This is a genomic window from Actinomadura sp. NBRC 104425 (assembly GCF_030269545.1).
In the GTDB taxonomy this organism is placed as follows: Bacteria; Actinomycetota; Actinomycetes; order Streptosporangiales; family Streptosporangiaceae; genus Spirillospora; species Spirillospora keratinilytica.
The window spans coordinates 23263-49508 of sequence record NZ_BSTN01000015.1; the positions used below are offsets into that span (position 1 = coordinate 23263).

Annotated in this window: 24 protein-coding genes; 8 read left to right on the plus strand and 16 right to left on the minus strand. The window is 73.2% G+C overall.

Annotated elements, in window-relative coordinates:
* Positions 1 to 5: 5 nt before the first annotated feature.
* From cbbX to QSK22_RS21805, 3 genes are read right to left on the minus strand one after another with little or no spacing between them, the layout of a single operon-like run.
* The gene (cbbX, locus tag QSK22_RS21795) at positions 6 to 1007 is read right to left on the minus strand and encodes a CbbX protein (protein ID WP_285496132.1); all 1002 of its coding nucleotides are present in this window, start codon (positions 1005 to 1007) and stop codon (positions 6 to 8) included.
* The gene (locus QSK22_RS21800; RefSeq protein WP_285496133.1) at positions 1004 to 1441 is read right to left on the minus strand and encodes a ribulose bisphosphate carboxylase small subunit; all 438 of its coding nucleotides are present in this window, start codon (positions 1439 to 1441) and stop codon (positions 1004 to 1006) included. Before QSK22_RS21800 ends, cbbX begins: the two co-directional genes overlap by 4 nt.
* Entirely contained in the window at positions 1441 to 2877 is a 1437-nt protein-coding gene (locus QSK22_RS21805; RefSeq protein ID WP_285496134.1) for a form I ribulose bisphosphate carboxylase large subunit, read from the minus strand. Before QSK22_RS21805 ends, QSK22_RS21800 begins: the two co-directional genes overlap by 1 nt.
* A gap of 126 nt (positions 2878 to 3003) precedes the next feature.
* On the opposite strand from QSK22_RS21805, the gene QSK22_RS21810 reads away from it, so the two are divergent.
* Both QSK22_RS21810 and QSK22_RS21815 read left to right on the plus strand, forming a co-directional pair.
* The gene (locus tag QSK22_RS21810; RefSeq protein WP_285496135.1) at positions 3004 to 3879 is read left to right on the plus strand and encodes a LysR substrate-binding domain-containing protein; all 876 of its coding nucleotides are present in this window, start codon (positions 3004 to 3006) and stop codon (positions 3877 to 3879) included.
* Between the two features lie 77 nt (positions 3880 to 3956).
* Complete coding sequence (locus tag QSK22_RS21815) at positions 3957 to 5135, plus strand: saccharopine dehydrogenase family protein (protein WP_285496136.1); 1179 nt, start codon at positions 3957 to 3959, stop codon at positions 5133 to 5135.
* Here QSK22_RS21815 and QSK22_RS21820 read toward each other — a convergent pair.
* Positions 5107 to 6294, minus strand: coding sequence for a GAF domain-containing sensor histidine kinase (locus QSK22_RS21820; protein WP_285496137.1), 1188 nt, complete (start codon positions 6292 to 6294; stop codon positions 5107 to 5109). The two genes, QSK22_RS21815 and QSK22_RS21820, sit on opposite strands and share 29 nt — an antisense overlap.
* Positions 6291 to 6944, minus strand: coding sequence for a response regulator (locus QSK22_RS21825; RefSeq protein ID WP_285496138.1), 654 nt, complete (start codon positions 6942 to 6944; stop codon positions 6291 to 6293). Before QSK22_RS21825 ends, QSK22_RS21820 begins: the two co-directional genes overlap by 4 nt.
* Before the next feature lie 145 nt (positions 6945 to 7089).
* Between QSK22_RS21825 and QSK22_RS21830 the strand changes: the two genes are divergently transcribed.
* Positions 7090 to 8046: a phosphoribulokinase gene (locus QSK22_RS21830; protein ID WP_285496139.1), complete on the plus strand. Its 957-nt coding sequence runs from the start codon at positions 7090 to 7092 to the stop codon at positions 8044 to 8046.
* Between the two features lie 143 nt (positions 8047 to 8189).
* Here QSK22_RS21830 and QSK22_RS21835 read toward each other — a convergent pair whose 3' ends face one another.
* The 5 genes from QSK22_RS21835 to QSK22_RS21855 all read right to left on the minus strand — a co-directional run bounded on the left by QSK22_RS21835 (position 8190) and on the right by QSK22_RS21855 (position 11106).
* Positions 8190 to 8540: a hypothetical protein gene (locus QSK22_RS21835; protein ID WP_285496140.1), complete on the minus strand. Its 351-nt coding sequence runs from the start codon at positions 8538 to 8540 to the stop codon at positions 8190 to 8192.
* 79 nt (positions 8541 to 8619) lie between these two features.
* Positions 8620 to 9078: a peroxiredoxin gene (locus QSK22_RS21840; protein ID WP_285496141.1), complete on the minus strand. Its 459-nt coding sequence runs from the start codon at positions 9076 to 9078 to the stop codon at positions 8620 to 8622.
* A 376-nt stretch (positions 9079 to 9454) separates the two neighbouring features.
* The gene (locus QSK22_RS21845; RefSeq protein ID WP_285496142.1) at positions 9455 to 9883 is read right to left on the minus strand and encodes a DUF3052 domain-containing protein; all 429 of its coding nucleotides are present in this window, start codon (positions 9881 to 9883) and stop codon (positions 9455 to 9457) included.
* A gap of 253 nt (positions 9884 to 10136) precedes the next feature.
* The gene (locus QSK22_RS21850) at positions 10137 to 10544 is read right to left on the minus strand and encodes a secondary thiamine-phosphate synthase enzyme YjbQ (RefSeq protein ID WP_285496144.1); all 408 of its coding nucleotides are present in this window, start codon (positions 10542 to 10544) and stop codon (positions 10137 to 10139) included.
* Between the two features lie 361 nt (positions 10545 to 10905).
* On the minus strand, positions 10906 to 11106 hold the full coding sequence (locus QSK22_RS21855; protein ID WP_285496146.1) for a DUF1918 domain-containing protein: 201 nt from the start codon (positions 11104 to 11106) through the stop codon (positions 10906 to 10908).
* Positions 11107 to 11391: 285 nt separating this feature from the next.
* Here QSK22_RS21855 and aceE point away from each other — a divergent pair, with 285 nt between their 5' ends.
* The gene (gene aceE, locus QSK22_RS21860) at positions 11392 to 14178 is read left to right on the plus strand and encodes a pyruvate dehydrogenase (acetyl-transferring), homodimeric type (RefSeq protein ID WP_352231469.1); all 2787 of its coding nucleotides are present in this window, start codon (positions 11392 to 11394) and stop codon (positions 14176 to 14178) included.
* 116 nt (positions 14179 to 14294) lie between these two features.
* On the opposite strand, the gene QSK22_RS34040 is transcribed toward aceE, so the two are convergent.
* On the minus strand, positions 14295 to 14615 hold the full coding sequence (locus tag QSK22_RS34040) for a DUF6939 family protein (RefSeq protein ID WP_502872349.1): 321 nt from the start codon (positions 14613 to 14615) through the stop codon (positions 14295 to 14297).
* A 3-nt stretch (positions 14616 to 14618) separates the two neighbouring features.
* On the minus strand, positions 14619 to 15791 hold the full coding sequence (locus QSK22_RS21870) for a phosphatidylinositol-specific phospholipase C1-like protein (protein ID WP_285496148.1): 1173 nt from the start codon (positions 15789 to 15791) through the stop codon (positions 14619 to 14621).
* 187 nt (positions 15792 to 15978) lie between these two features.
* Between QSK22_RS21870 and QSK22_RS21875 the strand changes: the two genes are divergently transcribed.
* The gene (locus tag QSK22_RS21875) at positions 15979 to 17508 is read left to right on the plus strand and encodes an alpha/beta hydrolase domain-containing protein (RefSeq protein ID WP_285496150.1); all 1530 of its coding nucleotides are present in this window, start codon (positions 15979 to 15981) and stop codon (positions 17506 to 17508) included.
* A 102-nt stretch (positions 17509 to 17610) separates the two neighbouring features.
* Here QSK22_RS21875 and QSK22_RS21880 read toward each other — a convergent pair whose 3' ends face one another.
* Both QSK22_RS21880 and QSK22_RS21885 read right to left on the minus strand, forming a co-directional pair.
* Positions 17611 to 19428: a hydroxysqualene dehydroxylase gene (locus QSK22_RS21880; protein ID WP_285496151.1), complete on the minus strand. Its 1818-nt coding sequence runs from the start codon at positions 19426 to 19428 to the stop codon at positions 17611 to 17613.
* A gap of 124 nt (positions 19429 to 19552) precedes the next feature.
* Positions 19553 to 20164 (minus strand): TetR/AcrR family transcriptional regulator, encoded by a 612-nt coding sequence (locus QSK22_RS21885; RefSeq protein ID WP_285496153.1) that lies wholly within the window; start codon positions 20162 to 20164, stop codon positions 19553 to 19555.
* A 105-nt stretch (positions 20165 to 20269) separates the two neighbouring features.
* On the opposite strand from QSK22_RS21885, the gene QSK22_RS21890 reads away from it, so the two are divergent.
* Positions 20270 to 21766 carry a flavin-containing monooxygenase gene (locus QSK22_RS21890; RefSeq protein ID WP_285496155.1) on the plus strand — a complete coding sequence of 499 codons (1497 nt, stop codon included), beginning with the start codon at positions 20270 to 20272 and terminating at the stop codon, positions 21764 to 21766.
* 91 nt (positions 21767 to 21857) lie between these two features.
* On the opposite strand, the gene QSK22_RS21895 is transcribed toward QSK22_RS21890, so the two are convergent.
* Together QSK22_RS21895 and QSK22_RS21900 are read right to left on the minus strand one after the other, a co-directional pair.
* The gene (locus QSK22_RS21895; protein ID WP_285496156.1) at positions 21858 to 22814 is read right to left on the minus strand and encodes an alpha/beta fold hydrolase; all 957 of its coding nucleotides are present in this window, start codon (positions 22812 to 22814) and stop codon (positions 21858 to 21860) included.
* Between the two features lie 210 nt (positions 22815 to 23024).
* A complete protein-coding gene (locus QSK22_RS21900) occupies positions 23025 to 24074 on the minus strand; it encodes a PHP domain-containing protein (RefSeq protein WP_285496157.1) in 1050 nt (349 codons plus the stop codon).
* 139 nt (positions 24075 to 24213) lie between these two features.
* On the opposite strand from QSK22_RS21900, the gene QSK22_RS21905 reads away from it, so the two are divergent.
* The gene (locus QSK22_RS21905) at positions 24214 to 25524 is read left to right on the plus strand and encodes a sensor histidine kinase (RefSeq protein WP_285496158.1); all 1311 of its coding nucleotides are present in this window, start codon (positions 24214 to 24216) and stop codon (positions 25522 to 25524) included.
* Entirely contained in the window at positions 25521 to 26207 is a 687-nt protein-coding gene (locus tag QSK22_RS21910) for a response regulator (RefSeq protein WP_285496159.1), read from the plus strand. Before QSK22_RS21905 ends, QSK22_RS21910 begins: the two co-directional genes overlap by 4 nt.
* The last annotated feature ends 39 nt before the right edge of the window (positions 26208 to 26246 follow it).

The following is a 26246-nucleotide window of genomic DNA, read 5'->3' on the forward strand; positions in this document are numbered from 1 at the left end:
CGGGTTCATTCTCGCGCAGAGTGAACGGGGCCGGCGGCGAAGTCCTCGGGACGCAGCGTGATCAGATCGTCGCGTCCGGCGGCGCCGCCGGCGGCGACGAGGCGGGCCGCGTGGCGCAGCCGGGCGCGTTCGATGGCGTTGCGGACGGAGCGGGCGTTGGCGAAGCGGGGCTGGGCGCGGCGGCGCCGGAGGTGGTCGCGGAAGACGGGCACGGCGTCGGGGGACAGGACGTAGCCCTCGCGTTCCAGCATGAGGTGCCCGATCGCCTCCAGTTCCGGGGGCGTGTAGTCGGGGAAGTCGATGTGGTGGGCGATGCGGGAGCTCATGCCGGGGTTGCAGGCGAAGAAGGCGTCCATGCGGTCCTTGTAGCCGGCCAGGACCACCACCAGGTCGTCGCGCCGGTTCTCCATCACCTGGAGGAGGATCTCGATGGCCTCCTGGCCGTAGTCGCGTTCGTTCTCGGCGCGGTAGAGGTAGTAGGCCTCGTCGATGAACAGGACGCCGCCCATGGCGCGTTTGAGCACCTCTTTGGTCTTGGGGGCGGTGTGCCCGACGTATTGGCCGACGAGGTCGTCGCGGGTGACCGCGACGAGGTGGCCGCGGCGGACGTAGCCGAGGCGGTGCAGCAGCTCGGCCAGGCGGGTGGCGACGGTGGTCTTGCCGGTTCCGGGGCTGCCGGTGAAGCACATGTGCAGGTTGGGGCGGCCGGTGCCGATGCCGAAGCGGGCGCGGGCCCGGTCGACCAGCAGCAGCGCGGCGAGCTCCCGGATGCGGCTTTTGACGGGGGCCAGGCCGACCAGGTCGGCGTCGAGGGCGTCCAGCACGTCGTCGACGCGGGAGGCGGCGCGTTCGGCCGCCAGGTCGATGCGGGCGTCCGGCGGCAGCGGCGCGGCCGGAGGCGGCGGCGCGGCCGAAAGCGGCGGCGGTTCCCCGGCGCCCGGCGGCGTTGGTGTCGCCGGGGAACCGTTCTCGGACGGCCGCATGCCGAATCCGAGCCTGCCGCTCAATCCGGCTCCTTCGCGGAGACGCGGCGGGCCCCTCGGGGCCGGTCGAGCGCGTACGGGTGGAGGCGGACGCGGACCTGCCGGTCGCGGGTCTCCTCGCGGTCGATGCGGAAGCCGGGCTCGTCGGCCGGGCGCTGCACGATGAACGACAGCGCGGTGGTCTGCCGCCCGTGACTCGCGTCGTAGGCGTTGAGGCGGATGTAGTGGTCCGGGTAGGCCCTGCGGCACTCGTTGACCTCGTGGACGACCCCGGCGGGGTCGGTGAGGTCGAACATCGGCAGGCCCCACATCTCCCAGTAGGTGTTGCGCGGGTGCGGGTCGTCGGTGAACTCGACCGAGCAGGGCCAGCCGCGTTCCAGGGCGTAGGCGACCTGTGCGGCGATCTCGTCGTCGGTGAGGTCGGGCAGGTAGGAGAAGGTGCCTTGGGTGATGCGCATCAGATGCTCACAGGGGTCTCGACGACGTCGGGGGTGTCGGTGGACTCGTAGGTGAACGTCACATCGCCCCAGGTGGACAGCGCCACGTCCAGCTCGCGGCTGTGCCGGGCGGCGGCGCGCAGGATGTCGGGGCCCTCGGCCAGAAAGTCGCGGCCCTCGTTGCGCGCCTTGATCATCGCCTCCAGGGCGACGCGGTTGGCGGTGGCGCCGGCGGCGATGCCCATGGGGTGGCCGATGGTGCCGCCGCCGAACTGCAGCACGACGTCCTCGCCGAGGTGGTGCAGCAGCTGGTGCATCTGCCCGGCGTGGATGCCGCCGGACGCGACGGGCATGGTGCCCGGCAGCGACGCCCACTCCTGGTCGAAGTACAGGCCCTTGCGCGGGTCGGCCTCGACGCGGTTCAGGCGCAGGGTGTCATAGAAACCGGCGACGCTGCCCGGGTCGCCCTCCAGTTTGCCGACGACGGTGCCGGCGTGGATGTGGTCGACGCCGGCCAGCCGCATCCACTTGGCGAGCACGCGGAAGTTGACGCCGTGCGTCTTCTGCCGCGTGTAGGTGGAGTGCCCGGCGCGGTGCAGGTGCAGCAGGACGCCGTTGCGCCGCGCCCACCTGGCCATCGACTGGATCGCGGTGTACCCGACGGTCAGGTCGATCATGACGATGACGCTGCCGAGGTCGCGGGCGAACTCGGCCCGCTCGTACATGTCCTCCATGGTCGCGGCGGTCACGTTCATGTAGTGGCCCTTGACCTCGCCGGTCGCGGCCTGCGCCCGGTCGACGGCCTCCATGCAGAACAGGAACCGGTCGCGCCAGCGCATGAACGGCTGGGAGTTGATGTTCTCGTCGTCCTTGGTGAAGTCCAGCCCGCCGCGCAGCGCCTCGTACACCACGCGCCCGTAGTTGCGCGCCGACAGGCCCAGTTTCGGTTTGACGGTGGCGCCGAGCAGAGGGCGGCCGAACTTGCCGAGGTACTCGCGCTCCATGACGATGCCGTGCGCGGGCCCCTGGAACGTCTTGACGTAGTGCGGGGGGATGCGCATGTCCTCCAGCCGCAGCGCCCGGAGCGCCTTGAAGCCGAAGACGTTGCCGATGATGGAGCTGGTCAGGTTGGCGATCGAGCCCTCTTCGAACAGGTCGAGGTCGTAGGCGATGTAGGCGATGAACTCGCCCTCGCGTCCGGGCACGGCCTCCACCCGGTAGCACTTGCCCTGGTAGGTGTCGTAGCTGGTGAGCCGGTCGGTCCACACGACGGTCCAGGTGGCGGTGGACGACTCGCCCGCGACGGCGGCGCCCGCCTCCTCCGGCGGCACGCCGCGCTGGGGGGTGATCCGGAACGCCGCCAGCACGTCGGTGTCCTTGGGCTGGTAGTCGGGCCGCCAGTACCCCATCTCGGCGTACGGGATCACGCCCGCCGACCATCTGTCCGCGCTGCTCATCGTCCGCTCCCGTCCGTGGTCCGCATTGGGTGGACGGTTCGAGCCTGCCGCGCCGATACTTGCAATGTCCATCAAGTCTTCTGCAGTGACCATCAATCGATCGCTTGAACCTGCGGGAGGGGCGGGATGACCGAGGCGCGGCTGCGGTCGTTCACGGCGGTCGCCGACACCGGGTCGGTGCGGGCGGCGGCGCAGCGGCTGTACGTCACCGAGTCGGCGGTGTCGGCGGCGGTCGCGGCGCTGGCCCGGGAGGTGGGGGTGCCGCTGGTGGAGCGGGACGGGCGGGGCCTGCGCCTGACCCCGGCCGGCGCCGCCTACGCCTCGTACGCCCGGCGGGTGCTCGGCTTGCTGGAGCAGGGGCGGGCCGCGGCCCGCGGCGCGGCCGACCCGGCCCGCGGCTCGCTGCGGCTGGCCGCCGTGACCACCGCCGCCGACCAGCTGCTGCCGGGGCTGCTGGCCTCGTTCCGCGCGCGCCTGCCCGACGTCGAGGTGGCCGTGGAGGTGGGGCCGAGCCGCCAGGTGTGGGGCAGCCTCGCCGACCACCGGGCCGATCTGGTGCTGGCCGGACGCCCGCCCGCGGGCGTGCCGGCGAGGGTGCTGGCCCGCCGGCCCAACGAGCTGGTGGTCGTGGGCTCCCCCGCGGTGGCGGCGGGGTTCGCTCTGGGCGCCACTGCGTGGGTGATGCGGGAGCCGGGGTCGGGCACGCGGGCGACGGCCGAGGCGTACCTGGCCGACCGCGACGCCGCCCCGCCGCGCCTGGTGCTGGGCTCGAACGGCGCGGTGATCGCCGGGGCGGCCGCGGGGCTGGGGGTGGCGCTGGTGTCGCGGGACGCCGTCGGCGCCGAGCTGGCCGACGGGCGGCTGGTGGTCGTGGACGCCCCCGGCATGCCGCTGCAGCGGCCCTGGCACGCCGTGGCGGGGCCGTCCCTCACCCCGACGGCCCGGCTGTTCGTCCGGCATCTGGTCGACGCGCCGGGCTGGACACCCGCCGAAGGTCCGTGATCGCCGGGCGGCGGCGCGCCAGAATCGGATTCGACTCATGCTCCGCACCGCAACCGACAGCACGGGAAGGGGTCACCATGACCGCCGACCGCCCGTACGACATCGTCCTGTTCGGCGCCACCGGGTTCACCGGCGGGCTGACGGCCGAGTACCTGGCCGAGCACGCCCCGCCGGGCACCCGCTGGGCGCTGGCGGGCCGCGACCGGGGCCGCCTGGAGGCGGTGCGCGACCGCCTCGCCGACCGCGACCCGGCCTGCGCGGACCTGCCGCTGCTGTACGCCGACTCCACCGACGCGGCGTCGCTGCGGGACGTCGCCGCGTCCGCCCGCGTGGTGGCCACCACGGTGGGCCCGTACGCCAGGTACGGGGAGCCGCTGGTGGCCGCGTGCGCCCGCGCGGGCACCGACTATTTGGACCTGACCGGCGAGCCGGCGTTCGTCGACCGCATGTACGTCCGCCACCACGAGGAGGCGGCCGGCAGCGGGGCCCGCCTCGTGCACGCCTGCGGCTTCGACTCGATCCCGCACGACCTGGGCGTCTACTTCACCGTCAAGCAGCTGCCCGAGGGCGTGCCGGTGCGGGTGGAGGAGTTCGTCCGGCTGAAGATCGACCCGTCCGGCGGCACCTGGCACTCGGCGATCGGGGTGTTCGCCGACCTGCCCGGCATGTGGCGCGCCCGGCGCGAGCGCCGCCACGCGCAGGTGTGGCCCGCCGGGCGCCGGGTGCGCGTGTCGCAGCGGCCCGTCCCGCACACCCGCCTCGGCTCGGGCTGGACGCTGCCGATGCCGACTCTCGACCCCGACATCGTGGCCCGGTCGGCCGCCGCGCTGGACCGCTACGGCCCCGACTTCACCTTCGGCATGTACCTGGCGGTGCGGCGGCTGCCGACCGTCCTCGGCATGGCGGCGGGCGCCGCAGCCGCCGCGGCGCTGGCGCAGCTCCCGCCCACTCGCAAACTGCTGCTGAACATGCGGGCCCCCGGCCAGGGTCCGTCCCCGCAGACGCGGGCCCGGAGCTGGTTCCGGCTGACGTTCGTCGGCGAGGGCGGCGGCGAGCGGGTGGTCACCGAGGTGGCGGGCGGCGACCCGGGCTACGACGAGACCGCCAAGATGCTCGCCGAGTCGGCGCTGTGCCTGGCGCATGACGACCTGCCGAAGACGTCGGGGCAGGTCACCACCGCCGCGGCCATGGGCGACGCGCTGCTGGACCGGCTGGTGCGGGCGGGCATCACCTTCCGGATCGTGCGAAAGGGCTGACCGCCTGCGCGGCGCCGCGCCCGTTCTCGGGGCCGCGGCGCCGGGAGGCCGGCACCGGCACGACGGCCTCGACCGTGGTGCCGACGCCCGGGCGGCTGGTCACCGACACCCGGCCGCCGAGCAGCTCGGCGCGTTCGGCCATGCCGCGCAGCCCGTAGGAGCCGGGGCGACGGCCGGGGGCGAACACGTCCCGGACGCGAAAACCCACGCCGTCGTCGGTGACGGCCAGCCGCACCCGGTCGCGGTGGTGCTCCAGCAGCAGGTCCACGCAGGTGGCCGACGCGTGCCGCAGGCAGTTGCCCACCGCCTCCTGGGCGATCCGGTACAGCGCGGTCTGCACGTGGTCGGGCAGGGCGTCGTCGAGCTCCCCGGTGACCGCGACGGTGACGTCCAGGTTCGCGGCGCCCGCCTCGCGCGCCAGCGTGGCCAGCGCCGCGGACAGGCCCAGGTCGTCCAGCACCGGCGGGCGCAGGCCGCCGATCGCGGCGCGGGTCTCGGCGGCGGCCAGCTCGCACAGCCGCCGGGCCAGGGCGATCTGCTCGGCGGCCTCGGGATGGTGGTCGGGCAGCGCCGCCTCGGCCGCCGACAGGTGGAACCCGAGCCCGGCCAGCCGCTGGGCGATGCCGTCGTGGATCTCGCGGCTCAGCCGGGACCGCTCGGCCTCCTGCACCTCCACGGCGCGTTCGGCGAACCGTTCGGCGGCGAGCTCGCGCTGCTCGGCGGCGCGCAGCCGGCGGCACGACGACAGGACGGGCGCGAACAGCCCGGCCAGCGCGGTCGCCAGCGCCACGTCCCGCTCCCGGCAGGGGCCGGCGGACCGCACGTCCAGCACGGCGATCGTGGTCGCGTCGTCGCCGTGCACGGGGATCGCGACACCCCGCCCGTCGGCGTGCCGGCGGGCGCGCCCGTGGGCGGCCACCCAGCCGACGTCGCCGTCGCCCAGCGGCACGCGCGGGCGGCCGGGGGCGTCCAGGGCCCGTTCGTCGTCGTCCAGGACGTACACGTCGCAGAACATCAGCGCCTCGGCCGACCGGACCACCAGCCCGGCCAGCTCCTCGGCCAGCTGCGGCAGCTCCCGGGCCGCGCACGCCACCGCGACCACGCGCAGCAGCAGGTCGGTGCCGCGCGCGGCGAGCAGCTCCAGCGGCGGCGCGGTCACCGGAACAGCCCCTCGCGCAGGGCGACGGCGATCGCGGCCGACCGGTCGGTAACCTCCAGCTTGCGGTAAAGGGCGCGCAGATGGCTCTTGACCGTCTCCTCGCTCAGCACCAGCCGCGCCGCGATCGCCCGGTTGGACAGCCCGCCGACCAGCAGCGCCAGCACCTCGCTCTCACGCTGGGTGAGCCCGCGCCCGGCGCCGGGCCAGAACTCGCCGCGGCCCAGCCGGGCGGCGGTGACCGCCATCCGGCCCGCCAGGGTCGGGTCGACGACCGTCTCGCCCTGCGCCACCTCCTCCAGGCGCTTGACCAGCTCCGGCCCGTCGACCCGTTTGAGCAGGTAGCCGCCGGCGCCGGCGCGCAGCGCCTCGAAGACGTACTGCTCGTCGTCGTACACCGAAAGGAACACCACGCGCGAGCCGGGCGCCTGGCGGGTCAGCGTGCGGCACAGGTCCAGGCCGCTCTCCGGACCGAGCCGCACGTCCAGCAGCACCACGTCCGGGCGCAGCGAGGTGACCAGCCGGATGGCCTCCTTCCCGGCACCCGCCTGCCCGACCACGCGCACGCGCCCGGAGAAGCCGGCCAGCATGGCCTTCAACCCGGCGAGGATCATCTCGTGGTCGTCGACCAGGACGACGCGAATGGGCCCCATTCGGGAAAGATAACAAGCCGTTGCCTACCCGCCAGTAGGAAGGGTTTCACCCCGCGAATCCCCTGCTCGGGGGACGCGGCGGGCGGGAGCGGCGGCCTAGCGTCCCAGAGCACCAACGACCACCGCGGGACGCTGAGGAGGCCAGGTGCCCCATCGGATCGTGCACATGCTGCGGGCGCGCGGCACGGCCCGCCGGCCCGTCATGCTCGCCATCGCCGGGGACAGCGCGGCGGGCAAGACGACCCTCACCCGGGGCCTGGTGCAGTGCCTGGGGGCCGACCGGATGACGGCCGTCTGCGTGGACGACTACCACCGCTACGACCGCGCCGAACGCCGGGGCAAGCCCTTCACCGCCCTGCACCCCGACTGCAACCACATCGACATCATGGAGCAGCATCTGCAGCTGCTGTCGATGGGCGAGCCGATCCTCAAACCGGTGTACGACCACACCACCGGGCGGCTGGTGCGCCCCGAGCTGGTCCGGCCGCGCGAGTTCGTGATCGTCGAGGGGCTGCTCCCCCTGCACACCCGGCTGGCGCGGGCCTGCTTCGACATCACCGTCTACCTCGACCCGCCCGAGCACCTGCGGCACCGCTGGAAGATCGAACGCGACTGCCGCACCCGCGGCTACACCCCCGACCAGGTGCGCCGCGAACTGGACCGGCGGGAGCCGGAGAGCGCCGCCTTCATCCGCCCGCAGCGCCGCTGGGCCGACATCGTGGTGCGGTTCGCGCCCGTCGCGGAGCGCGCCGACCCGCCTGGCACGCCGCTGTCGGCCGAGCTGCTGCTGCGCCCCACCATCGACCACCCCGAGCTGGCCGGGGTGCTCAAGGAGCCGGGGACCGCCATGCACCTGCGGTTGCGCCGCGACACCGACGGCCGTCCGGTGGACGCGCTGCACGTCCACGGCTACGTGTCGCCCGAGGAGTCGCAGGTCGTCAAGAAGGCCATCTGGGAGCGCCTGGGGCCGCGCGCGGGCGACGGCATCGACCGCGACGCCCTGGGCCGCCTGGCCGACGGCACCGCCAGCGACCCCCTGGCGATCACACAGCTGCTGCTGCTCTACCACCTGCTGGAGGCGGGCGAGAGCCAGGCCGCCTGAGGGCGGTCGCCGCGGACGCGCGGGGAGGCCCCGGACGTCCGGGCCGCGCGGCCGCGGCCGCCGGGAGGGCGTTCCTTCTCCTCGGCGCCGGGCGCCCTCCCGGCCTCCCTGCCCGCCCGGCGGGACCCGGCGGCGGCCGTGGGTCAGCGGATGGGGCCGCGCTTGAGGACGCGCGACAGCGCCGCCGCGACCTCCTGCGACAGGTCGGCGTCGACCGGGCCGGCGCCGCCGGAGGGCACCAGGTCACCGGGGCGCTCGTCGTCGCGGACGGCCTCGCGGGTGTGCCCGCAGTCGCGGCACTCCACCTCGCCGAGACGGCAGGTCAGCACGGTGGAGCCGCAGGCGTCGCACTGGTCGAGTTCGGCCGTCCAGTCGTGTTCGGCCTGGCAGCGGGGGCAGATCAGCACCTGGCGGTCCGCCCGGACCCCGCGCTTCCACGGGCTCGCGCCGCGGACGGGGTCGGTCTGCCGCGCCCCGCATCGGAAGCAGGGCATCACACCTCCAGGGGTGCGAAGGGGTGCAAAGAGTACGGACCGGCCCGGCCGGCGTGCGGCCGGGCCAGGCCCGGGACGCCTACAGCGCGGCGAGCGCCTTGCGGTACTCGTCGATGTCGCGCGCGTCCGGGATCGCGTTGACGACCTTCCAGCGGACGACGCCCTCGGTGTCGATGATGAACGTGCCGCGCAGCGCCACGCCGCGCTCCTCGTCGAACACCCCGTAGCTGCGGGCCACCCCGCCGTGCGGCCAGAAGTCCGCCAGCAGCGGGAACTGGTACTTCTCCTGCTCGGACCAGGCCCGCAGCGAGAACATCGAGTCGACCGACACCGCCAGCACCTGGACGTCGTCGCCGCCCAGGGTCGGCAGCTCGTCGCGGATCGTGCACAGCTCGCCCGTGCACACGCCGCTGAACGCCAGGGGATAGAACACCAGGACGACGTTCTTCCGGCCCCGGTAGTCCGACAGCTTCACCGGGGTGCCGTGCTGGTCCTTCAGTTCGAAGTCCGGGGCGCTGTCGCCAACCTCAACCGCCATGCCTCTCCCGCGGATCGCCCCGCTCGCGGCGGGGAACTCCTCGTCCCCGCGGTCGCGGGGACGTGCGCGCACTACGGCGCGTCGCGGCCCAGTCTGCCATCTCCCGCCGCAGGTGCGGCGGCCGCCCGCCCCGCCCGCGCCCGCCGCACGGCGCGGTGGAAGCGGGGCCGCGCGACCGTCGTGCCACGCTCGTCGGGACACGCTCGTCGGGACACGGTCATCATCACACGGTCGCCGTGACACCGGCGCCGCGGCCCGGGCCGTCGCAACCCGGCCCTCGTAGCACGGCCGTCGCGGCGCGAACGTCATGGGCGCCGCGGCCGGGCATGCCGCGCCGGGCGGGGTCGCGTCGGCGCGGCGGCCGCCCGCGGCCGGGCTACTTGCGCGCCTTCGGCGGCACCAGGCGCGTGCCCGACCACTCGGCGGCCGCGCTGACGCTCTTGGTCTGGGTCAGTCCCGCGCTGCGGGCGGCCTCGCCGATGTCGCTGGGCTCCACATGCCCCTCACGGCCCGCCTTGGGCGTGAGCAGCCAGATGTATCCCCCGTCGGTGAGCGGAACCTGCGCGTCGGTGAGGCCGTCGAACAGGTCGCCGTCGTCCTCCCGCCACCACAGCAGCACGACGTCGACCACGTCCCCGTAGTCCTCGTCGACCAGCTCGTTCCCCGTGACCGCCTCGACGGAGGAACGAAGCTCCTCGTCGACGTCGTCGTCGAAACCGATCTCCTGCACCACCTGGTCCGGCTTGAAGCCGAGCCGTTCGGCCAGGCTGCGCTCAGTCTGCGCCTGACCCGCGGTCGCGCTCACGAAAGTCCTCCCATGGTCGATAGCCCGCGCGGTACCTTTCCCGGCCCCCGAGCGGAGGCCCCTGCGCACCGGCCGGGGCGCGGGGGCGCGGCACATTCCACGTGTCCGAGTCTGACACCGCTGCGGTGTTTGCGGGACAGTCCACACAAGTGAGGGGCCCTAGCGCAAGTGTCTTCCCGGCTTTTGGTGGGCCCATTGGCGGGAACGCCGCCGGGACGGTCACTGGACACCCACCGAGCGTAACAATCCATGCTCAGCCCGCAAGGAAGGACAGCCGGACCTGCCGCTCGGGATTGTCGACGTTGAGGTCGACGAGCGCCACCGACTGCCAGGTGCCGAGGGCCAGCCGCCCGCCCACGACGGGGATCGTCGCGTACGGCGGCACGATCGCCGGCAGCACGTGGGACCGCCCGTGGCCGCGCGAGCCGTGCGCGTGCCGCCACCGGTCGTCGGGCGGCAGCAGGTCGCGCAGCGCGGCCAGCAGGTCGTCGTCGCTGCCCGAGCCCAGCTCGATCAGCGCGACCCCCGCGGTGGCGTGCGGGACGAAGACGTGCAGCAGCCCGTCCTCGCCCGTCTCGGCGGCGAACCGCTCGCACTCGGCGGTGATGTCGTGCACGACGTCCCGGTTCCCAGTGGTCACCCGCACCACGACGCTCTTCATGACCCGCTTGTTTACCCCATCCCCCGACCCCGATGCATGATCGCCCGGCCGGGCGCGCCGAGACCGCAACCGGCCGGCGCCCCGCCGGGCCCCTGCTCGGTCACGGCCGGTTCCGGCCGCGCCGCACCGGCGCCCCTCTCGCCGGGGCCCCGGCGGCGCGATGATTGCGACCGCGCACCCCGGTTATGACCACGGGATGCGGAGATCGATCGGCGGACACGCCCGGCGCAGGCTCGCCGCGTCGCGCCACGGCCTGAGGGTACGGGGATGCGGCGTGGGACGCGGCCACCCGAGGAGAACGCGGGCACTGGGGAAAAGACGCCGATGACGACCCCTGAGGGCGCCATCGGCGCCGGTGCGGTCAGCGCTTGGAGGCGGCATTCGCCGGTTCGATCACGGCGTCGGGCCCCGGGAAGCACAGGCCCTCGTGTCCGTCCTCGAAGCGCACGACGTACGGCGGGCCGCCGTCGGGGCCGCGGACCTCGATGATCTCGCCCACCCGGTCCGGCTGCCCCACGAGCTTGGCGTGCACATGCAGTCGATCTCCGACCGATGCCTTCATCACTCCCCCAGGCACATGTGATCTTGCTGGTCGTACGGGTCCTGTCCGGGTGTTCATACCCTGGTTGCGGGTTCATACCTACGTGGGCGCGGCGGCCTGCCGGAAGGCGGCGCGACCGCCTTTACAAGAGGGTACAAATCGCCCAGCCGCAGCGCCTGACACCCGCTGTGACCGGGGAAAATGGTTACTGACTGGTAGAGATGCGATGGCCGCCCCGAGGGGCGACGATGGATCACGAGACCGGCGACGAACAGTCGCAAGACGGTACGGCACAGAGGGGACCCCGTGGCTACCGGACGTCAACGCTTTTCGATCATCAGCGACGGCCTGCCGAGCCAGCTGCCGGACATCAACCCGGACGAGACCCGGGAGTGGCTGGAGTCGCTGGACACGGTCATCAAGACCGAGGGCAAGGGGCGCGCGCGCTATGTGATGCTGCGCCTGCTGGAACGTGCCCGCGAGCAGCAGGTCGGCGTCCCCGGCCTGCGCAGTACCGACTTCATCAACACCATCCCGCCGGAGCGCGAGCCCTGGTTCCCCGGCGACGAGCACATCGAACGGCGCATCCGGGCCTACATCCGGTGGAACGCCGCGATCATGGTGTCCCGGGCCAACCGCCCCGAGCTGGGCGTCGGCGGGCACATCGCCACCTACGCCTCCGCCGCGTCGCTCTACGAGGTCGGGTTCAACCACTTCTTCCGCGGCAAGGACCACGGCGAGTCCGGCGACCAGGTGTTCATCCAGGGGCACGCGGCGCCCGGCATCTACGCCCGCGCCTACCTGGAGGGGCGGCTGACGCAGCACCAGCTGGACGGTTTCCGCCAGGAGATCTCCCACCCGGGCGGCGGGCTGTCGTCGTACCCGCACCCGCGGCTGATGCCCGACTTCTGGGAGTTCCCCACGGTGTCGATGGGCCTGACCGCCATCAACGCCGTCTACCAGGCCCGGTTCAACCGGTACCTGTACAACCGCAAGATCAAGGACACCTCCCGGTCGCACGTGTGGGCGTTCCTCGGCGACGGCGAGATGGGCGAGCCGGAGTCGCTGGGCGCCATCGGCCTGGCCGCCCGCGAGGAGCTGGACAACCTCACCTTCGTCGTCAACTGCAACCTGCAGCAGCTGGACGGCCCGGTGCGCGGCAACGGCAAGATCATCCAGGAGCTGGAGTCGTTCTTCCGCGGCGCGGGCTGGAACGTCATCAAGGTGATCTGGGGCCGCGACTGGGACCCGCTGCTGGCCCAGGACGTCGACGGCGTGCTGGTCAACAAGATGAACACCACTCCGGACGGGCAGTTCCAGACCTACTCGGTCGAGTCCGGCGCCTACATCCGCGAGCACTTCTTCGGCGACGACCCGCGGCTGCGCAAGATGGTCGAGCACCTGTCGGACGACGACCTGCGCCGGCTGTCGCGCGGCGGGCACGACTACCGCAAGGTGTACGCGGCGTTCAAGGCGGCCCGCGAGCACGTCGGCCAGCCCACGGTGATCCTCGCGCACACCATCAAGGGGTGGACGCTCGGCCCCGACTTCGAGGCCCGCAACGCCACCCACCAGATGAAGAAGCTCACCAAGGCCGAGCTCAAGGAGTTCCGCGACCGGCTCTACCTGGACATCCCCGACTCGGCGCTGGAGGCGGACCTGCCGCCGTACTACCACCCGGGCGAGGACTCCGAGGAGATCGAGTACATGCGCGAGCGGCGGGCCGCCCTCGGCGGGTTCCTGCCCAAGCGGGTGGTGCGCGCCAAGCCGCTGAAGCTGCCCGGCGACGCGGTGTACTCGTCGCTGCGCAAGGGCTCGGGCAGGCAGAACGTCGCCACCACCATGGCGTTCGTCCGGCTGCTCAAGGACCTGATCAAGGACGAGAACATCGGCGCCCGGTTCGTCCCGATCGCCCCGGACGAGTACCGCACGTTCGGCATGGACTCGCTGTTCCCCACGTCCAAGATCTACTCGCCGCACGGGCAGACCTACGAGGCCGTCGACCGCAAGCTGCTGCTGTCGTACAAGGAGTCCGAGCAGGGGCAGATGCTGCACGAGGGCATCAGCGAGGCCGGGTCCATGGCCTCGGCGATCGCCGCGGGCACCTCCTACGCCACGCACGGCGAGCACATGATCCCCGTCTACATCTTCTACTCGATGTTCGGGTTCCAGCGGACCGGCGACCAGATGTGGGCGATGGGCGACCAGATGGGCCGCGGCTTCCTGCTGGGCGCCACGGCGGGCCGCACCACCCTCACCGGCGAGGGCCTGCAGCACGCCGACGGGCATTCCCCGCTGCTGGCCGCGTCCAACCCCGCCTGCGTGCACTACGACCCGGCGTGGGCGTTCGAGCTGGCGCACATCGTGCGGGACGGGCTGCGCCGCATGTACGGCTCGTCCGAGGAGCACCCGCGCGGCGAAAACGTCTTCTACTACCTCACCGTCTACAACGAGCCGTACCAGCAGCCCGCCGAGCCGGACGACCTGGACGTCGACGGCCTGCTCAAAGGCCTGTACCGGTACCGCGAGGCGCCGTGGACGGGCCTTCGGGCCGAGGCGCCGCGGGCGCAGATCCTGGCGTCCGGCGTGGGCGGGCGCTGGGCCCTGGAGGCGCAGCGGCTGCTGGCCGAGGACTGGGGCGTGGCCGCCGATGTGTGGTCGGCCACCTCGTGGAACGAGCTGGCCCGCGAGGCCCGCTCCTGCGACGAGTGGAACCTGCTGCACCCCGAGGCCGAGCAGCGCGTCCCGTACGTGACGCGTGCGCTGGAGAACGCGCCCGGACCGATCGTGGCGGTGTCGGACTTCATGCGCGCCGTCCCCGACCAGATCGCGCCGTGGGTGCCCGGCGACTTCCTGTCGCTCGGGACCGACGGGTTCGGCTTCTCCGACACCCGGGCCGCCGCCCGCCGGTTCTTCCACGTCGACGCGGCGTCCATCGTGCTCGCCGTGCTGACCCGGCTGGCCCGGCAGGGCGAGGTCAAGCCGGACACGCTGCAGCAGGCCATCGAGCGCTACCGGCTGAACGACGACGTGGCCTCGGTGTTCGCGGGCGGTGCGCAGACCGCCGAGAGCAGCACCGGGGGCGAGGCCTGACGCGCTGACCGCGTCCTGACCGCATCCGTGCGGGCGGGTGCCGAGATCACGGAGGTGTAGGCCGTGACCCCGCCCCGCCCGCCGCGGCCGGACGCCGCCGGTGTGTGCGCGGCGCGCTACGGGTCCGGCCAGCGCCCCTCGATGCGGCGGCGGACGAGACCGGCGTGCGACAGCGGCCCGGACAGGTCGCCCACGTCGTCATCGGTGCCGTAGTCGAGCAGGACGACATCGCCCCCGGCCGCCATGCGGCCCAGTTCGGCGACCAGATCGGCGGCGCGGCGCTCCAGGACCCCTTTCGGCGGACAGCCTGCCCCACGGCACCGACATTCCCGGCGGACGGCGGTGGCGGCGTCGTCTGACGGCGGGACTCGCGCGCCCCGCGTGCGCCGTCGGCCGGCTCCGGCCGGGAGTCCCCGCGGCTCCCGGCCGGAGCGCACGCGTCAAGGCGAGGGGACGGTGCAGCCGTCGGAGGTGAGTACCGGGTTGCAGCGTGCGGCGGCGAGCCCGGGGAGGGCGGCGAAGTAGTCGGTGCCGAAGCGGTCGGCGAGGCCGGGCACCGGGTAGTCCGTGCTCACCCACTGGGCGCCGCTGGCGAGCGCCGCGTCGCGGACGGAGGTGTCGCCGCTGCGGGCCTGGGCGGTGTCGGCGTCGGCGCGCGTCCGCACGACGTAGCCGCGGCGGACGAGCGACTTGATCTCCTCGGCCGAGGCCACCGCGTCGTTGCGCTTGACGAACGCCGCGTCGGGCTGCCCCGGCTCGGAGCTGGTGAACAGGATCCGGCCTTCCAGGCTGGGGTTGCCCTCGATGTAGCGGTCGCGGTAGGAGCCGGCGTTGTCCATGAGGAACATGACCTTGCCGCGGACCGAGTCCAGCGAGGGCCAGCCGTTGCGCAGGACGGACTCCTCCAGGGTGAGGCCGTCGTCGCGTATGTCGTCCGGGGTGATCAGTTCGTCCGGCGAGAAGACCGAGCGGATCTCCTCTTCCAGGTCGAGCATCCGCGCCCGCGTCCACCGGTACGGCGGGAGCGGGAAGGAGTCGGGCACCGACAGGTCGAGGGTGTCCTTGAACTCCAGCAGGATCGCGATCGGGACGTGCGACGGGTGGGCCCGCGACCAGTCGCGCACCGCGGTCAGGCATTCCACGAAGGACACGCACGTGCTGTGGTAGTCGATGTCGCGGATGTGCAGGACCTTGGTGCCCTTCTCGCTCATGCGCGGGTCGTACTCCACGGGCTGCCCGGTCAGCAGCCGGATCAGCGGCCGGGCGAACCGCCCGCCGTCGGGATCCGCCCAGACGTCGAGTTCGATCTGCCGCACGCTCTGCTCGGCGAACTGGCGGCCGAGCGGGACGTGCGTGTACTGCAGGCCGTCCGCCTGCGTGCCGGCGAAGGCGGAGATCAGCCCGAACTCCTTGGCGTTCGGCTCGACGTGGTAGCTGTTGTGCGTTCCGATGCTCTGGATGCGGTTGAGGGCGAGTTCCTCCGCCTGCTCGGCGGACGCCGGGGTCACCGGGAGCACGGCGGTGAGCGCGGCGGCGGTGGCGAGGGCGGCGGACCGGCGGGCGAGGCGGCGCGCCGCCGGGCGGAGGCGTTCCGGGGGGCGGAGATCATCCATGGACGTGAGAAGAGCTCACATCTGATCGCCCGTCAAGAGGCGGCCGTGGGTGCCCTCCGGCGGCGGGAGCGTGCATGCGGACGGCCCGCCGGCCGCGCGGGCGCCGGTGATTTCGCCGATTCGGGGCCGGCTCCCGGACAGCACACTGTGCTTCCCCCCGTCATCCGCTCAGGGAGGTGCAACCCTCGTGCGCACACCTGTCCGGTTCCCGTGGCGGCGAGCCGCCGCGGCGGCGCTGGGGGCGGCGCTGGCCGCCGCCCTCCTCCTCGGCGTCCCGCCCGCCGCCCCGGCCGCCCGGGCCGCGGCCGCCAACCCGGTGATCACGACTCCGCCCGCCGGCGACCGCGGCTTCCCGTTCCTGGCCGCGGCCGAGGACCTCGGCTCGTTCGGCTACACCGAAAGCGAGTACTTCATCGAGGGCACCGCCACGTCCTACGCCAAGTCCGGCATCTGGACGTCCGACGGGCGGTGGGCCGTCCGCACGTCCGGCCGGGCCGCCTATAAGACGCGGCTGCTCGTCCGGCGGCCCGCCGACCCGGCCAAGTTCAACGGCACCGTCGTGGTGGAGTGGCTCAACGTCAGCGGCCAGCTCGAACTCTCCCCCGACTACTGGTTCGCGCGGGACGAGCTGCTGCGCGGCGGCTACGCGTGGGTGGGCGTCTCGGCGCAGTCGGTCGGCGTCAACGGCGGCCTCGGCCAGATCCGCGGCCTCAAGGGCTGGGACCCGGCGCGGTACGGCAGCCTCGTCCACCCCGGCGACGCCTACTCCTACGACATCTTCTCCCAGGCCGGGCAGGCGCTGCGCACGCCGAACGGGCCCGACCCGCTCGGCGGGCTGCGGATCCGGACGCTGCTCGCCGACGGCGAGTCCCAGTCGGCCGGTTTCATGACGACCTACGTCAACGCCGTGCAGCCGGTGTCCCGGGTCTACGACGGCTTCATGATCCACAGCAACAGCGCGGTCGCCGCACCGATCAGCGGCAGCCTGGCCGACGTGCTGCGGATGCCGAGGCCGTCGCGCATCCGCACCGACCAGCCGGAGCCGGCGTTCGTCGTGCTGACCGAGACCGACATCCCGGGGGCCTCCGCCGCCCGGCAGCCGGACACCGACCGGATCGTGCGCTGGGAGCTGGCGGGAACCGCGCACGGCGACCAGTGGGCCTACGACCTCGGCGACCCGACGCTGCGCAAGTCCGCCGGCTCGGCCGCGCCGCAGCCCGACTGCGCCCCGGGGTCGGCGCCGTTCAACGACGGGCCCGGCCACTACTCGATGAACGCCGCGCTGCGGCATCTGGCGAGCTGGGCGCGGGGCGGTGCGCGTCCGCCGGGCGGCCCGGCGCTGAACACCGACCTGCGCGACCCGAGCACCGGCCTGGCCGCCGGCGGCATCCGGCTGCCGGACGTCGCTGTGCCGACCCGCACGCTCACCGGCATGCGGGACACCAGCGGCAGCGGAATCTTCTGCGGCCTGTACGGCGCCCGGGACCCGTGGAACGGCGACGCCGACCCGTGGGACCGCCATGACGACGGCGACCCGTCCGACCCCTCCTTCCCGCCCACCGCCGAGCCCGTGCTCAGCAGGCTGTACCCGACGCACGACGACTACGTGGCCAAGGTCCGGGCGGCCGCACAGGCGTCGGTGGACGCCGGATACCTCCTGCCCGAGGACGCGGTGACGATCGTCACCGCCGCCCAGAACTCCGACATCGGCGGCTGACACCCGCCACTCCGCAGCAGCAGGAGTGAGCAACCGGGCCGGTCGCGGCCGGTGGTCTTGCAAGCGCCGACCACCGGCCGCGAGCGGTGGTCCCCGTCGGGCTCAGGGCCGGTGCGGGTCCCAGATGTCGAAGATGTTCGGCAGGCCGGCGGCGAAGCGGGCGTCGTCGTTGGCGAAGATGCCCTGGAACACCTCGGGCTGCCACAGGTCGACCAGCTTGGCGGGGGTGCCGCCGACGCCGGACGCCTCGAGGACGGCGTTGGCGGCCTTGCGTCCGGCCTCGTTGGCGCCCTCCATGGTGGCGAGGTTGATGCCGGAGCGGACGTAGTCGGACGCCAGATAGAGGTTGGGCACCTTGGTGGCGGCCTCGGGGCGGTGGTACCAGGAGCCGGGCGAGTTGATCAGCAGGGGTTCGTCGTTGGCGACCTGCGGGGTGCCGTTGCCGGTGATGGCGGGGTCGATGAAGTAGGAGTGGATGTTGGCGTCGGTCAGCCGCAGGCCGCCGAACGGGATGGCGCGGCGGAGCTGGGCGACGACCTCGTTGAAGATCTGCTCGTGGGTGCAGTCGCGGGCGGGCTTGCCGTAGAGGATGCCGGGCTTGTCCCAGGCGGAGATGTCGATGGACAGGCAGTCGTTGACCTCGCCGTTGCCGTAGGTGGTGCCGTACTTGTTGTTCCAGAACTGGGCCTGGTTGATCGAGGTGAGCGCCCAGGGCTGCCCGGCGTAGGCGACGTGGCCCTTGGCCAGGTCGATGGGCCGCCGCAGGTAGATCATGATGCCGTTCATCCAGTCCACCGACAGGTTCCGCAGCGCCTTCAGGTCCGGGTCGATGGCCAGGATGTCGTCGTTGAGCAGGGGGACGGCGCGTTCGAGCGGGACGGCCAGCACGTAGTGGTCGGCCTCGACGTCGGTGGTGGCGCCGGCCGCGCTGGTGACCTGGGCGCCGCTGATCCGCCCGTCGGCGACCGACAGGCGGGTGAGGGTGGCGTCGGCGACGAACTGGACGCCGAGGGAGCGCAGGTAGGCGATCCAGGGGTCGATGAGCGCCTCGTTGGTGGGGCCGTTCAGCAGCCGGTCGGGCGCCTCGTATCCGCCGAGGCCCAGGGTGCTGTACACCCACGCCTCGGCCATGAGGCCCATGGTGCGGGCGTTGGCCTTGTCGGGCTTGGCCGCCACCAGCGTCTGGGTGAACATGTCGACCAGCATTTCCTTGTACGCCTGCGACTTGCCCTCCATGCGGACGAACTCGGCGAAGCTCATGTTCTCCCACTGCTTGAGCCGCCGCTGGGGGCCGCTCGCCACGAACGCGATCATCTTCTGCAGGAAGAACGCGACCTCGTCGGCGGGGACGGTGGTGAAGACCCCGAAGGCGGTCTGCAGGAAGGCCAGGATCGATTCGGGGCTGAGCGTGCCGACGATGCTGCCGGCGGCGGGCAGGGTGTACCTGCGGCCGTTGTAGAACGCCGCGACCTCCTTGCCTGCCGCGAAGTTGTCGTAGGCGGTGCCTCCGCCGGGCAGCGGGATGCGCTTCATCGTGTCCGGAAGGTTCTGGTAGAAGCCGGGGAAGAAGCGGAACCCGTGCTCGGCGGGCAGGTCCCGGCGCCCGCCGGATCCGGTGCCCGGCACCGGCATGCTGCGGCACTTGCCGCCCCAGGCCTTGCGCTCGTACACGGTCACCTGGAAGCCGCGCTCGGCCAGCTCGTGGGCGGTGGTCAGGCCGCCCATGCCGCCGCCGAACACCGCCACCCGGCGGCCCGGCGCCGCCCGCCCGGCCGCCGCCGCGGCCGCCCGGTGCGGGCCGATCGCCCCGGCCACGGTGGCCGCGCCGGCCGCCGCCAGCGTCCCGGTGACGAATCTGCGGCGGCCGATCCCGCCCGGCTCCTCGGTCGTTCCGTGCTGCGACGGTGTCCTGTCGTCCACGGCGCACTCCTCACAGGGGGTGGTAACCGACACTTGTGTCGGTTATCGGGGTGGGACCTCACTATGAGGAAGGCCGCCGGGGGCGTCAAGCCCCGCGGCGGCCGGTTCCGACCCGCGGCCGCGCTCAGCAGGGGTGGCCCAGACCGTTCCACAGCAGCCGCATCGCCCCCTCGACCAGCACCGCGCGGGGCACCTGCGGGTGCCGCTCCCACCACTGCGCCACCCCGTCGAGACCGGCGATGATCAGCTCCACCATCGCCTCGGCGACCGGCTCGCCCGGGTCGGCCCCGACCGACCGGATGTCTCCGGCCAGCAGCGCGGTGACCGTGCGGGTGCGGGACTCGCGGATGCCCTGGCGGACGGTGCGGATCTCCGGATCGTCCTCGTCGGTGCGGTCGAACAGCAGCTTGCGGGCCAGCGGGCGGCTCTCGGCGAAGCTGAAGTAGGCGTCGATCGTGGACCGCATCCGCTCCTGCGGCGACCCCGAGCCGGTGATGCGGGAGCCGACGTACTCCACCAGCTCGGCGTTCTGCTCCTGCATCACCGCCAGCAGCAGCACCCGCTTGGACGGGAAGTGGTCGTACAGCACGGTCCGCGCCACCCCGGCAGCGGCCGCGATCTCGCCGAGCGAGGCGGCGTGGTAGCCCTTGCCCGCGAATATCTTCAGCGCCGCCTCGGTGATCTTCGCCCGGCGGGCCGGGGCGCGCATCCGCGGCTTCGGCGCGGTTTCGCTCATCGCCTTGACTCCCTCCTCCGGTTGGCGCCACTCTAACCGACACGAGTGTCGGAAAATGGTGGGCGCCGGGACGCCACCGCTCACCCGCCCCCGAGGGAGCCGCGCATGGGACGCAGGGACCTGTCGATCGCCGTCGTCGGAGCCGGGTTCAGCGGCATCGGCCTGGCCGCCGGCCTGAAACAGGCCGGCTTCACCGACCTCACCATCTTCGACAAGGCCGACGGCGTCGGAGGCGTCTGGCGCGACAACACCTATCCAGGCGCCGCCTGCGACGCCCCCTCGCACCTGTACTCCTTCTCCTTCGAGCCCAAGCCCGACTGGACGCGCCGGTTCGCCGAGCAACCCGAGATCCTCGACTACCTGCGGCACTGCGCTGCCAAGTACGGCCTGACGCCGCACCTGCGGCTGCGCACCGAGATCACCGACGCCGAGTTCGACGCGGCCCGCGGCCGGTGGCGGGTGCGCACCGGCGACGGCGAGCTCCTGGAGTACGACCTGCTGGTCGCCGCCTGCGGACAGCTGAGCAACCCGGCCGTTCCCCCACTGCCCGGCATGGGCTCGTTCACCGGCGCGATGTTCCACTCGGCGCGGTGGAACCACGGCCACGATTTGGCCGGCACCCGCGTCGCGGTGGTCGGCAACGGCGCCAGCGCCATCCAGTTCGTCCCCCGCATCGCCCCCGGCGCCGAGTCTGTGACCGTCTTCCAGCGCGAGGTCCACTGGATCAGCCGCAAACCCGACCGCGTCTACCCGCGCTGGCGGCACGCCCTCAACCGCCGCGTCCCCGCCGTGCAGAAGCTGGCGCGCCTGGGGTTCTTCCTGTGGTTCGAGCTGGTGCTCAACCCGAGCCTGGTGTCCCCGCGCGGCCGCCGCCTGCTGTCGGCGCCCGTCCGGCTGATGTGCCGCCGCGCCCTCCGCTCCGTGCGGGACCCCGGCCTGCGCGCCCGTCTCACCCCCCGTTACGAGCCCGGCTGCAAACGGATCTTGACGTCCAGCGACTACTACGAGACCCTGAACCGGCCCAACGTCCGCGTCGTCGACAGCCCCATCACCGAGGTCACCCCCGAGGGCGTCCGCACCGCCGACGGCGAGCACCACCTGGTCGACACCATCATCTGGGCCACCGGCTTCCGCTCCCAGGACTTCGTGGCCCCCATGCGCGTCATCGGCGCAGACGGCACCGAGCTCAACGCCGTCTGGAAGGACGGCGCCCGCGCCTACCTGGGCATGGCGGTCTCAGGCTTCCCCAACTTCTTTTTGATGTACGGCCCCAACACCAACGTGGGCTCCGGCTCCATCGTCCATATGCTGGAAAGCCAGATCGCCTACATCGTCCGGGCGGCCCGGCTGCTCGCCTCGGGCGTCATCTCCATGGACGTCCGCCAGGACGTGTTCGACCGCTTCGACGCCGCCGCCCAGCGCCGCCTGTCCACCTCCGTCTGGAACCAGGGCGGCTGCGACAGCTGGTACCTGGACGCCGACCGCCGCAACACCAACAACTGGCCCGGCTTCATGACCGGCTACCGCCGCCGCACCCGCCGCTTGAACCCCCGCGACTACCACCTGCGCACCGACCCCGGCGCCGAGCGGCAGGCCTCCTGAAACCGGCCCTGCCCGCGCCCCGCCTCACCGTCCGCCAAGGAGCGGGCGCACGCGACGCGGTGGAGGCGGGGCGTACGGCCCGCCTTCGGCGCTACAGTGCGCCGAGGAAGTCGATCAGGGCCCGGTTGACCTCGTCGGGCCGTTCCTGCTGGGTCCAGTGGCCGCAGCCGGGCAGCCAGACGGTGTCGCGCAGGTCGGGGACGAACGTCTTCATGCCGGCGACGCTGTCGCGGGCTTTCGGGGCGGCGGCGACGAGGTCGCGGTCCCCGGCGATGAACAGGGCCGGGGGCGTGATCGGGGCGCGGTGCCAGGCGGCGGTCAGCTCCCAGTTGCGGTCCAGGTTGCGGTACCAGTTGAGGGGTCCGGTGAAGCCCGTGTCCTCGTACTCGCGGACGTAAGCGGCGATGTCGTCCTCGGTGAGCCAGGCGGGCAGCTCGGCGGGTTCGGGACACAGGTCGAGGAAGCCGCCGCCGTCCGGGACGATCGGCGCCAGGCCCGGGCCGTCGCCGGACGCGGCGAACAGCAGCCGCCGGAACGCGGCGGTGCGGTCGCGGTCGAACTCGGCCTCGGGAACGTCGGGCTGCTGGAAGTAGACCATGTAGAAGCCCTCGCCCAGCTGCTGGCGCATCTTGGCCACGGGGGGACGCGAGGTGCGGGGCCGGTGCGGCACGGACATGCTGACGACGCCGCGCACCCGGTCGGGGCGCAGCTGCGCGGCGGCCCAGGCGACGGGGGCGCCCCAGTCGTGCCCGACGACGGCGGCCTGCTCCTCGCCGAGCGCGTCGATCAGCCCGACGGCGTCGCCGACCAGGTGCAGGATGGTGTACTCCTCCACACGGGACGGCCCGCCGGTGCGGGCGTAGCCGCGCTGGTCGGGGGCGACCGCGTGGTACCCGGCCTCGGCAAGGGCGACGAGCTGGTGCCGCCAGGAGTACCAGCATTCGGGGAAGCCGTGCAGCAGCAGAACCAGGGGGCCGCTGCCCGCCTCGGCGATGTGCATCCGCAGGCCGCTTGTGGACTGGACGTGGCGATGGGTGATCTCGGTCATGGAACCCCTCACGTTCGTCGGCACAGCCGACCGTAACCGCCGCGCCCCGACGTCACATGACCGGCCCCCGGGCGGCGCGTGCCCGCCCGGGTCAGCCGCGCGCGGCGCGTGAGCGGAGCGATTCCAGCAGCAGGGGCAGGCCGGACTCCCAGCGTTCGTCGAACCGCTGCGCGTGCGCATGGTCCGCGCCGCAAGCGCCTGAAGCCGCCCCTAACCCCGCCGCCCGGCCGTCCAGGCGAGCAGGTCGTCGACGCTCATGGTGTTGACGACCCGCTCGGGTGCGACCCCGCAGCGGACGGCGCGCTCGCACCCGTTGGGCTGCCAGTCGAGCTGGCCGGGGGCGTGCGCGTCGGAGTCGATGGCGAACCGGCAGCCCGCCTCGACCGCCAGCCGCAGCAGCCGCTCGGGCGGGTCCAGCCGCTCCGGCCGCGAGTTGATCTCCACGGCGACGCCGTAGGCGGCGCAGGCGTCGAACACCAGGGCCGCGTCGAACTGCGACTCCGGCCGCACGCCGCCGCGCCGCCCGCCGCCCTTGACGATCCGCCCCGTGCAGTGCCCGAGGACGTCGACCCGCGGATTTTGCACGGCCGCGACCATCCGGTGGGTCATGGCGACGCGGTCCATGCGCAGCTTGGAGTGGACGCTGGCCACCACCACGTCGAGCCGGTCGAGCAGGTCGGGGTCCTGGTCCAGCGAGCCGTCGTCCAGGATGTCCACCTCGATGCCGGTGAGAATGCGGAACGGCGCCAGCTCGGCGTTCAGCTCGGCCACCGCGTCCAGCTGCCGGCACAGCCGCTCGGCCGACAGCCCGTTGGCCACGGTCAGGCGCGGCGAGTGGTCGGTCAGCGCGATGTAGTCGTGGCCGAGGGCGCGGGCGGTCTCGGCCATCTCCCAGATCGGCGAGCCGCCGTCGGACCAGTTGCTGTGGGTGTGCAGGTCGCCCCGCAGCGCCCGCCGCAGTGCCGCGGCCGCCTCGTCCACGTCCGTTCGGGGCGACGGCCCCCGCCCCTCGGCCGTCTCCAGGCGCCGCAGGTAGTCGGGGGTCTCCCCGCGCAGCGCCTCCGCGATGACCAGCGCGGTGACCTTGCCGATGCCGGGCAGCGCGGTCAGCGTGCCGTCGCGCACCCGCTCGGCCAGTTCCTCGCGCGGGGTGCGCTCGACCAGGTCGGCCGCCTTGCGGAAGGCCCGCACCCGATAGGTGGGCTCCTGCGCGCGTTCCAGCAGGAACGCGATCCGGCGCAGCGCCTCCACCGGTTCCACGGTTCCGACAGTACCCACGGGGGCGGGCCGCAGTGTCCTGACGACGCGGTCGGCTCGGCCCGTATGCACCCTCGGTATGACATGGAGGTGGCACCACGGTGTCATTCGCCGCGGGTACGGCGGCCTCTAGCCTGGCGGCATGGACGACGACGCCCCCCGGCAGGGCTTGGCGCAGACGCTGGGGCTGGTGCTGCGGCCCCTGGTCTCCGGCCTCGTCGGGTCCGCCGAGCCGCTCCCGGCCGACCGGCCGTGGCCGCCCCGGCTGCGCGACACCCGGCTGCGCCGGATCCCGTTCTCGGTCGTCATGCAGGTCATCGACCTGATCATCGCGGTGAGCATCGGCTTCGGGACGTATTCGCTGCTGGCCACCGAGACGGCGAAACGCGGCCTGCAGGTGTCGTCCGGAGAGCTGGGCATCGCCGCGTTCCTGCTGGCGCTGCCGATGGCGCTGCGCGAACGCCATCCGGTGGCCGCGTGGCGGCTGCTGTGCGCGGCGATGTTCTACACCGGGATGCAGCACTGGCTGAACGTCCCGTTCCCGCCCGGCGGGTCGGTCGCCGGCGTGCTCGTCCTCTACACGGTGGCGGTGCGCTCCCCGCTCAACCTGACGGTCGGCGCGGGGCTGTGGTCGGTGCTCGGGGTGCTGCTGGTGGACCGGCGGACCGGTGGGGGCGCGGCCGTGTTCGTGGTGGTGCCGCTGCTGGTCGGCGCGTTCGTCCGGCTGCGCCAGAAGACCCGCGACGAGCTGGCCGAGCGGGAGCGGGCCGCCGCCCGCGAGCTGGCCGAGCAGCGCAAGCGGCACCGGGAGGCCGAGGCGGTGCTCAAGGAGCGCCAGCGCATCGCCCGCGAACTGCACGACGTGGTGGCCCACCACATGTCGATGATCGCGATCCAGGCGGAGGCGGCGCCGTACACCGTCCCGGAGGTGCCCGACAAGATCCGCCAGGAGCTGAAGGAGATCCGCGCGACCGCGCTGGACGCGCTCACCGAGATGCGCCGCATCCTGGGCGTGCTGCGCTCGGAGGACGGCGCGGAGACCGCGCCGCAGCCCGGCCTGGACCGGCTGGACGCGCTGGTGTGGGCGGCCCGCGGCGCCGGGCTGACCGTCAACACCAGCGTCATCGGCGACCTGTCCGCCGTGCCGCAGGGCGTCGCGCTGAGCGCCTACCGGATCCTGCAGGAGGCGCTCAGCAACGTGATGCGGCACGCTCCGGGCGCCGTCGTCGACGTCGAGCTGATCCAGCGGGAGGGCATACTCCTGCTCAGCGTGATCAACGGCCCGCCCGCCGAGGGCCGGCGGGCGTCGCCGCTGTCGCCGCCCGGCGAGGGGCACGGCCTGGTGGGCATGCGCGAGCGGGCCGCCATGCTGGGCGGCGGGGTGACCGCCAAGCCCACCCCCGAAGGAGGTTTCGCCGTGACCGCCACGCTGCCGCTGAGGTCGGCGGCATGACGATCCGGGTGGTGATCGTCGACGATCAGGGCATGGTGCGCACCGGGTTCGGCGTGCTGCTGAACGCCCAGCCCGACATCGAGGTGGTCGGGGAGGCCGTCGACGGCGCGCAGGCGCTGTCGGTGGTCGCCGAGCAGCGTCCCGACGTGGTGCTGATGGACGTGCGGATGCCCGTCATGGACGGCCTGGAGGCGACCCGGCGGCTGCTCAAGGGCGGCCGCGACGGGCCCGCCGAGCCCGGCGCCGCCGCCCCGAAGGTGCTCATGCTGACCACCTTCGACCTCGACGACTATGTGTACGAGGCGCTGCGCGCGGGCGCCAGCGGGTTCCTGCTCAAGGACGCCTCGGCCGACGAACTGGCCGAGGCGGTGCGGATCATCGCGGCGGGCGACGCGCTGCTGTCGCCGTCGGTGACCCGGCGGCTGATCGCCGAGTTCGCCCGGCTGGGCGGGCCGCGCGCGCCGTCCCGGGAGCGGCTGGGCGCGCTGACCGAACGGGAGACCGAGGTGCTGGCGCTGGTCGCCCGCGGCTTGTCCAACGCCGAGATCGCCGCCGAGCTGGTGGTGGCCGAGCAGACCGTCAAGACGCACTTCGGCCGCATCCTCACCAAGCTCGGCCTGCGCGACCGGCCGCAGGCCATCGTCTACGCCTACGAGGTCGGCCTGGTCCGCCCCGGCGACTGACCCGCCCGGGGCCGCCCCTGTTCCGCCGGCCCGCGTCAT

Coding starts and splice junctions, on each gene's coding strand:
- QSK22_RS21800 (WP_285496133.1), bottom strand. CDS start 1,441: ATGCGCATCACCCAAGGCACCTTCTCCTACCTGCCCGACCTCACCGAC.
- QSK22_RS21805 (WP_285496134.1), bottom strand. CDS start 2,877: ATGAGCAGCGCGGACAGATGGTCGGCGGGCGTGATCCCGTACGCCGAG.
- QSK22_RS21810 (WP_285496135.1), top strand. CDS start 3,004: ATGACCGAGGCGCGGCTGCGGTCGTTCACGGCGGTCGCCGACACCGGG.
- QSK22_RS21815 (WP_285496136.1), top strand. CDS start 3,957: ATGACCGCCGACCGCCCGTACGACATCGTCCTGTTCGGCGCCACCGGG.
- QSK22_RS21825 (WP_285496138.1), bottom strand. CDS start 6,944: ATGGGGCCCATTCGCGTCGTCCTGGTCGACGACCACGAGATGATCCTC.
- QSK22_RS21835 (WP_285496140.1), bottom strand. CDS start 8,540: ATGCCCTGCTTCCGATGCGGGGCGCGGCAGACCGACCCCGTCCGCGGC.
- QSK22_RS21840 (WP_285496141.1), bottom strand. CDS start 9,078: ATGGCGGTTGAGGTTGGCGACAGCGCCCCGGACTTCGAACTGAAGGAC.
- QSK22_RS21850 (WP_285496144.1), bottom strand. CDS start 10,544: ATGAAGAGCGTCGTGGTGCGGGTGACCACTGGGAACCGGGACGTCGTG.
- QSK22_RS21855 (WP_285496146.1), bottom strand. CDS start 11,106: ATGAAGGCATCGGTCGGAGATCGACTGCATGTGCACGCCAAGCTCGTG.
- QSK22_RS21870 (WP_285496148.1), bottom strand. CDS start 15,791: ATGGATGATCTCCGCCCCCCGGAACGCCTCCGCCCGGCGGCGCGCCGC.
- QSK22_RS21885 (WP_285496153.1), bottom strand. CDS start 20,164: ATGAGCGAAACCGCGCCGAAGCCGCGGATGCGCGCCCCGGCCCGCCGG.
- QSK22_RS21890 (WP_285496155.1), top strand. CDS start 20,270: ATGGGACGCAGGGACCTGTCGATCGCCGTCGTCGGAGCCGGGTTCAGC.
- QSK22_RS21895 (WP_285496156.1), bottom strand. CDS start 22,814: ATGACCGAGATCACCCATCGCCACGTCCAGTCCACAAGCGGCCTGCGG.
- QSK22_RS21905 (WP_285496158.1), top strand. CDS start 24,214: ATGGACGACGACGCCCCCCGGCAGGGCTTGGCGCAGACGCTGGGGCTG.
- QSK22_RS21910 (WP_285496159.1), top strand. CDS start 25,521: ATGACGATCCGGGTGGTGATCGTCGACGATCAGGGCATGGTGCGCACC.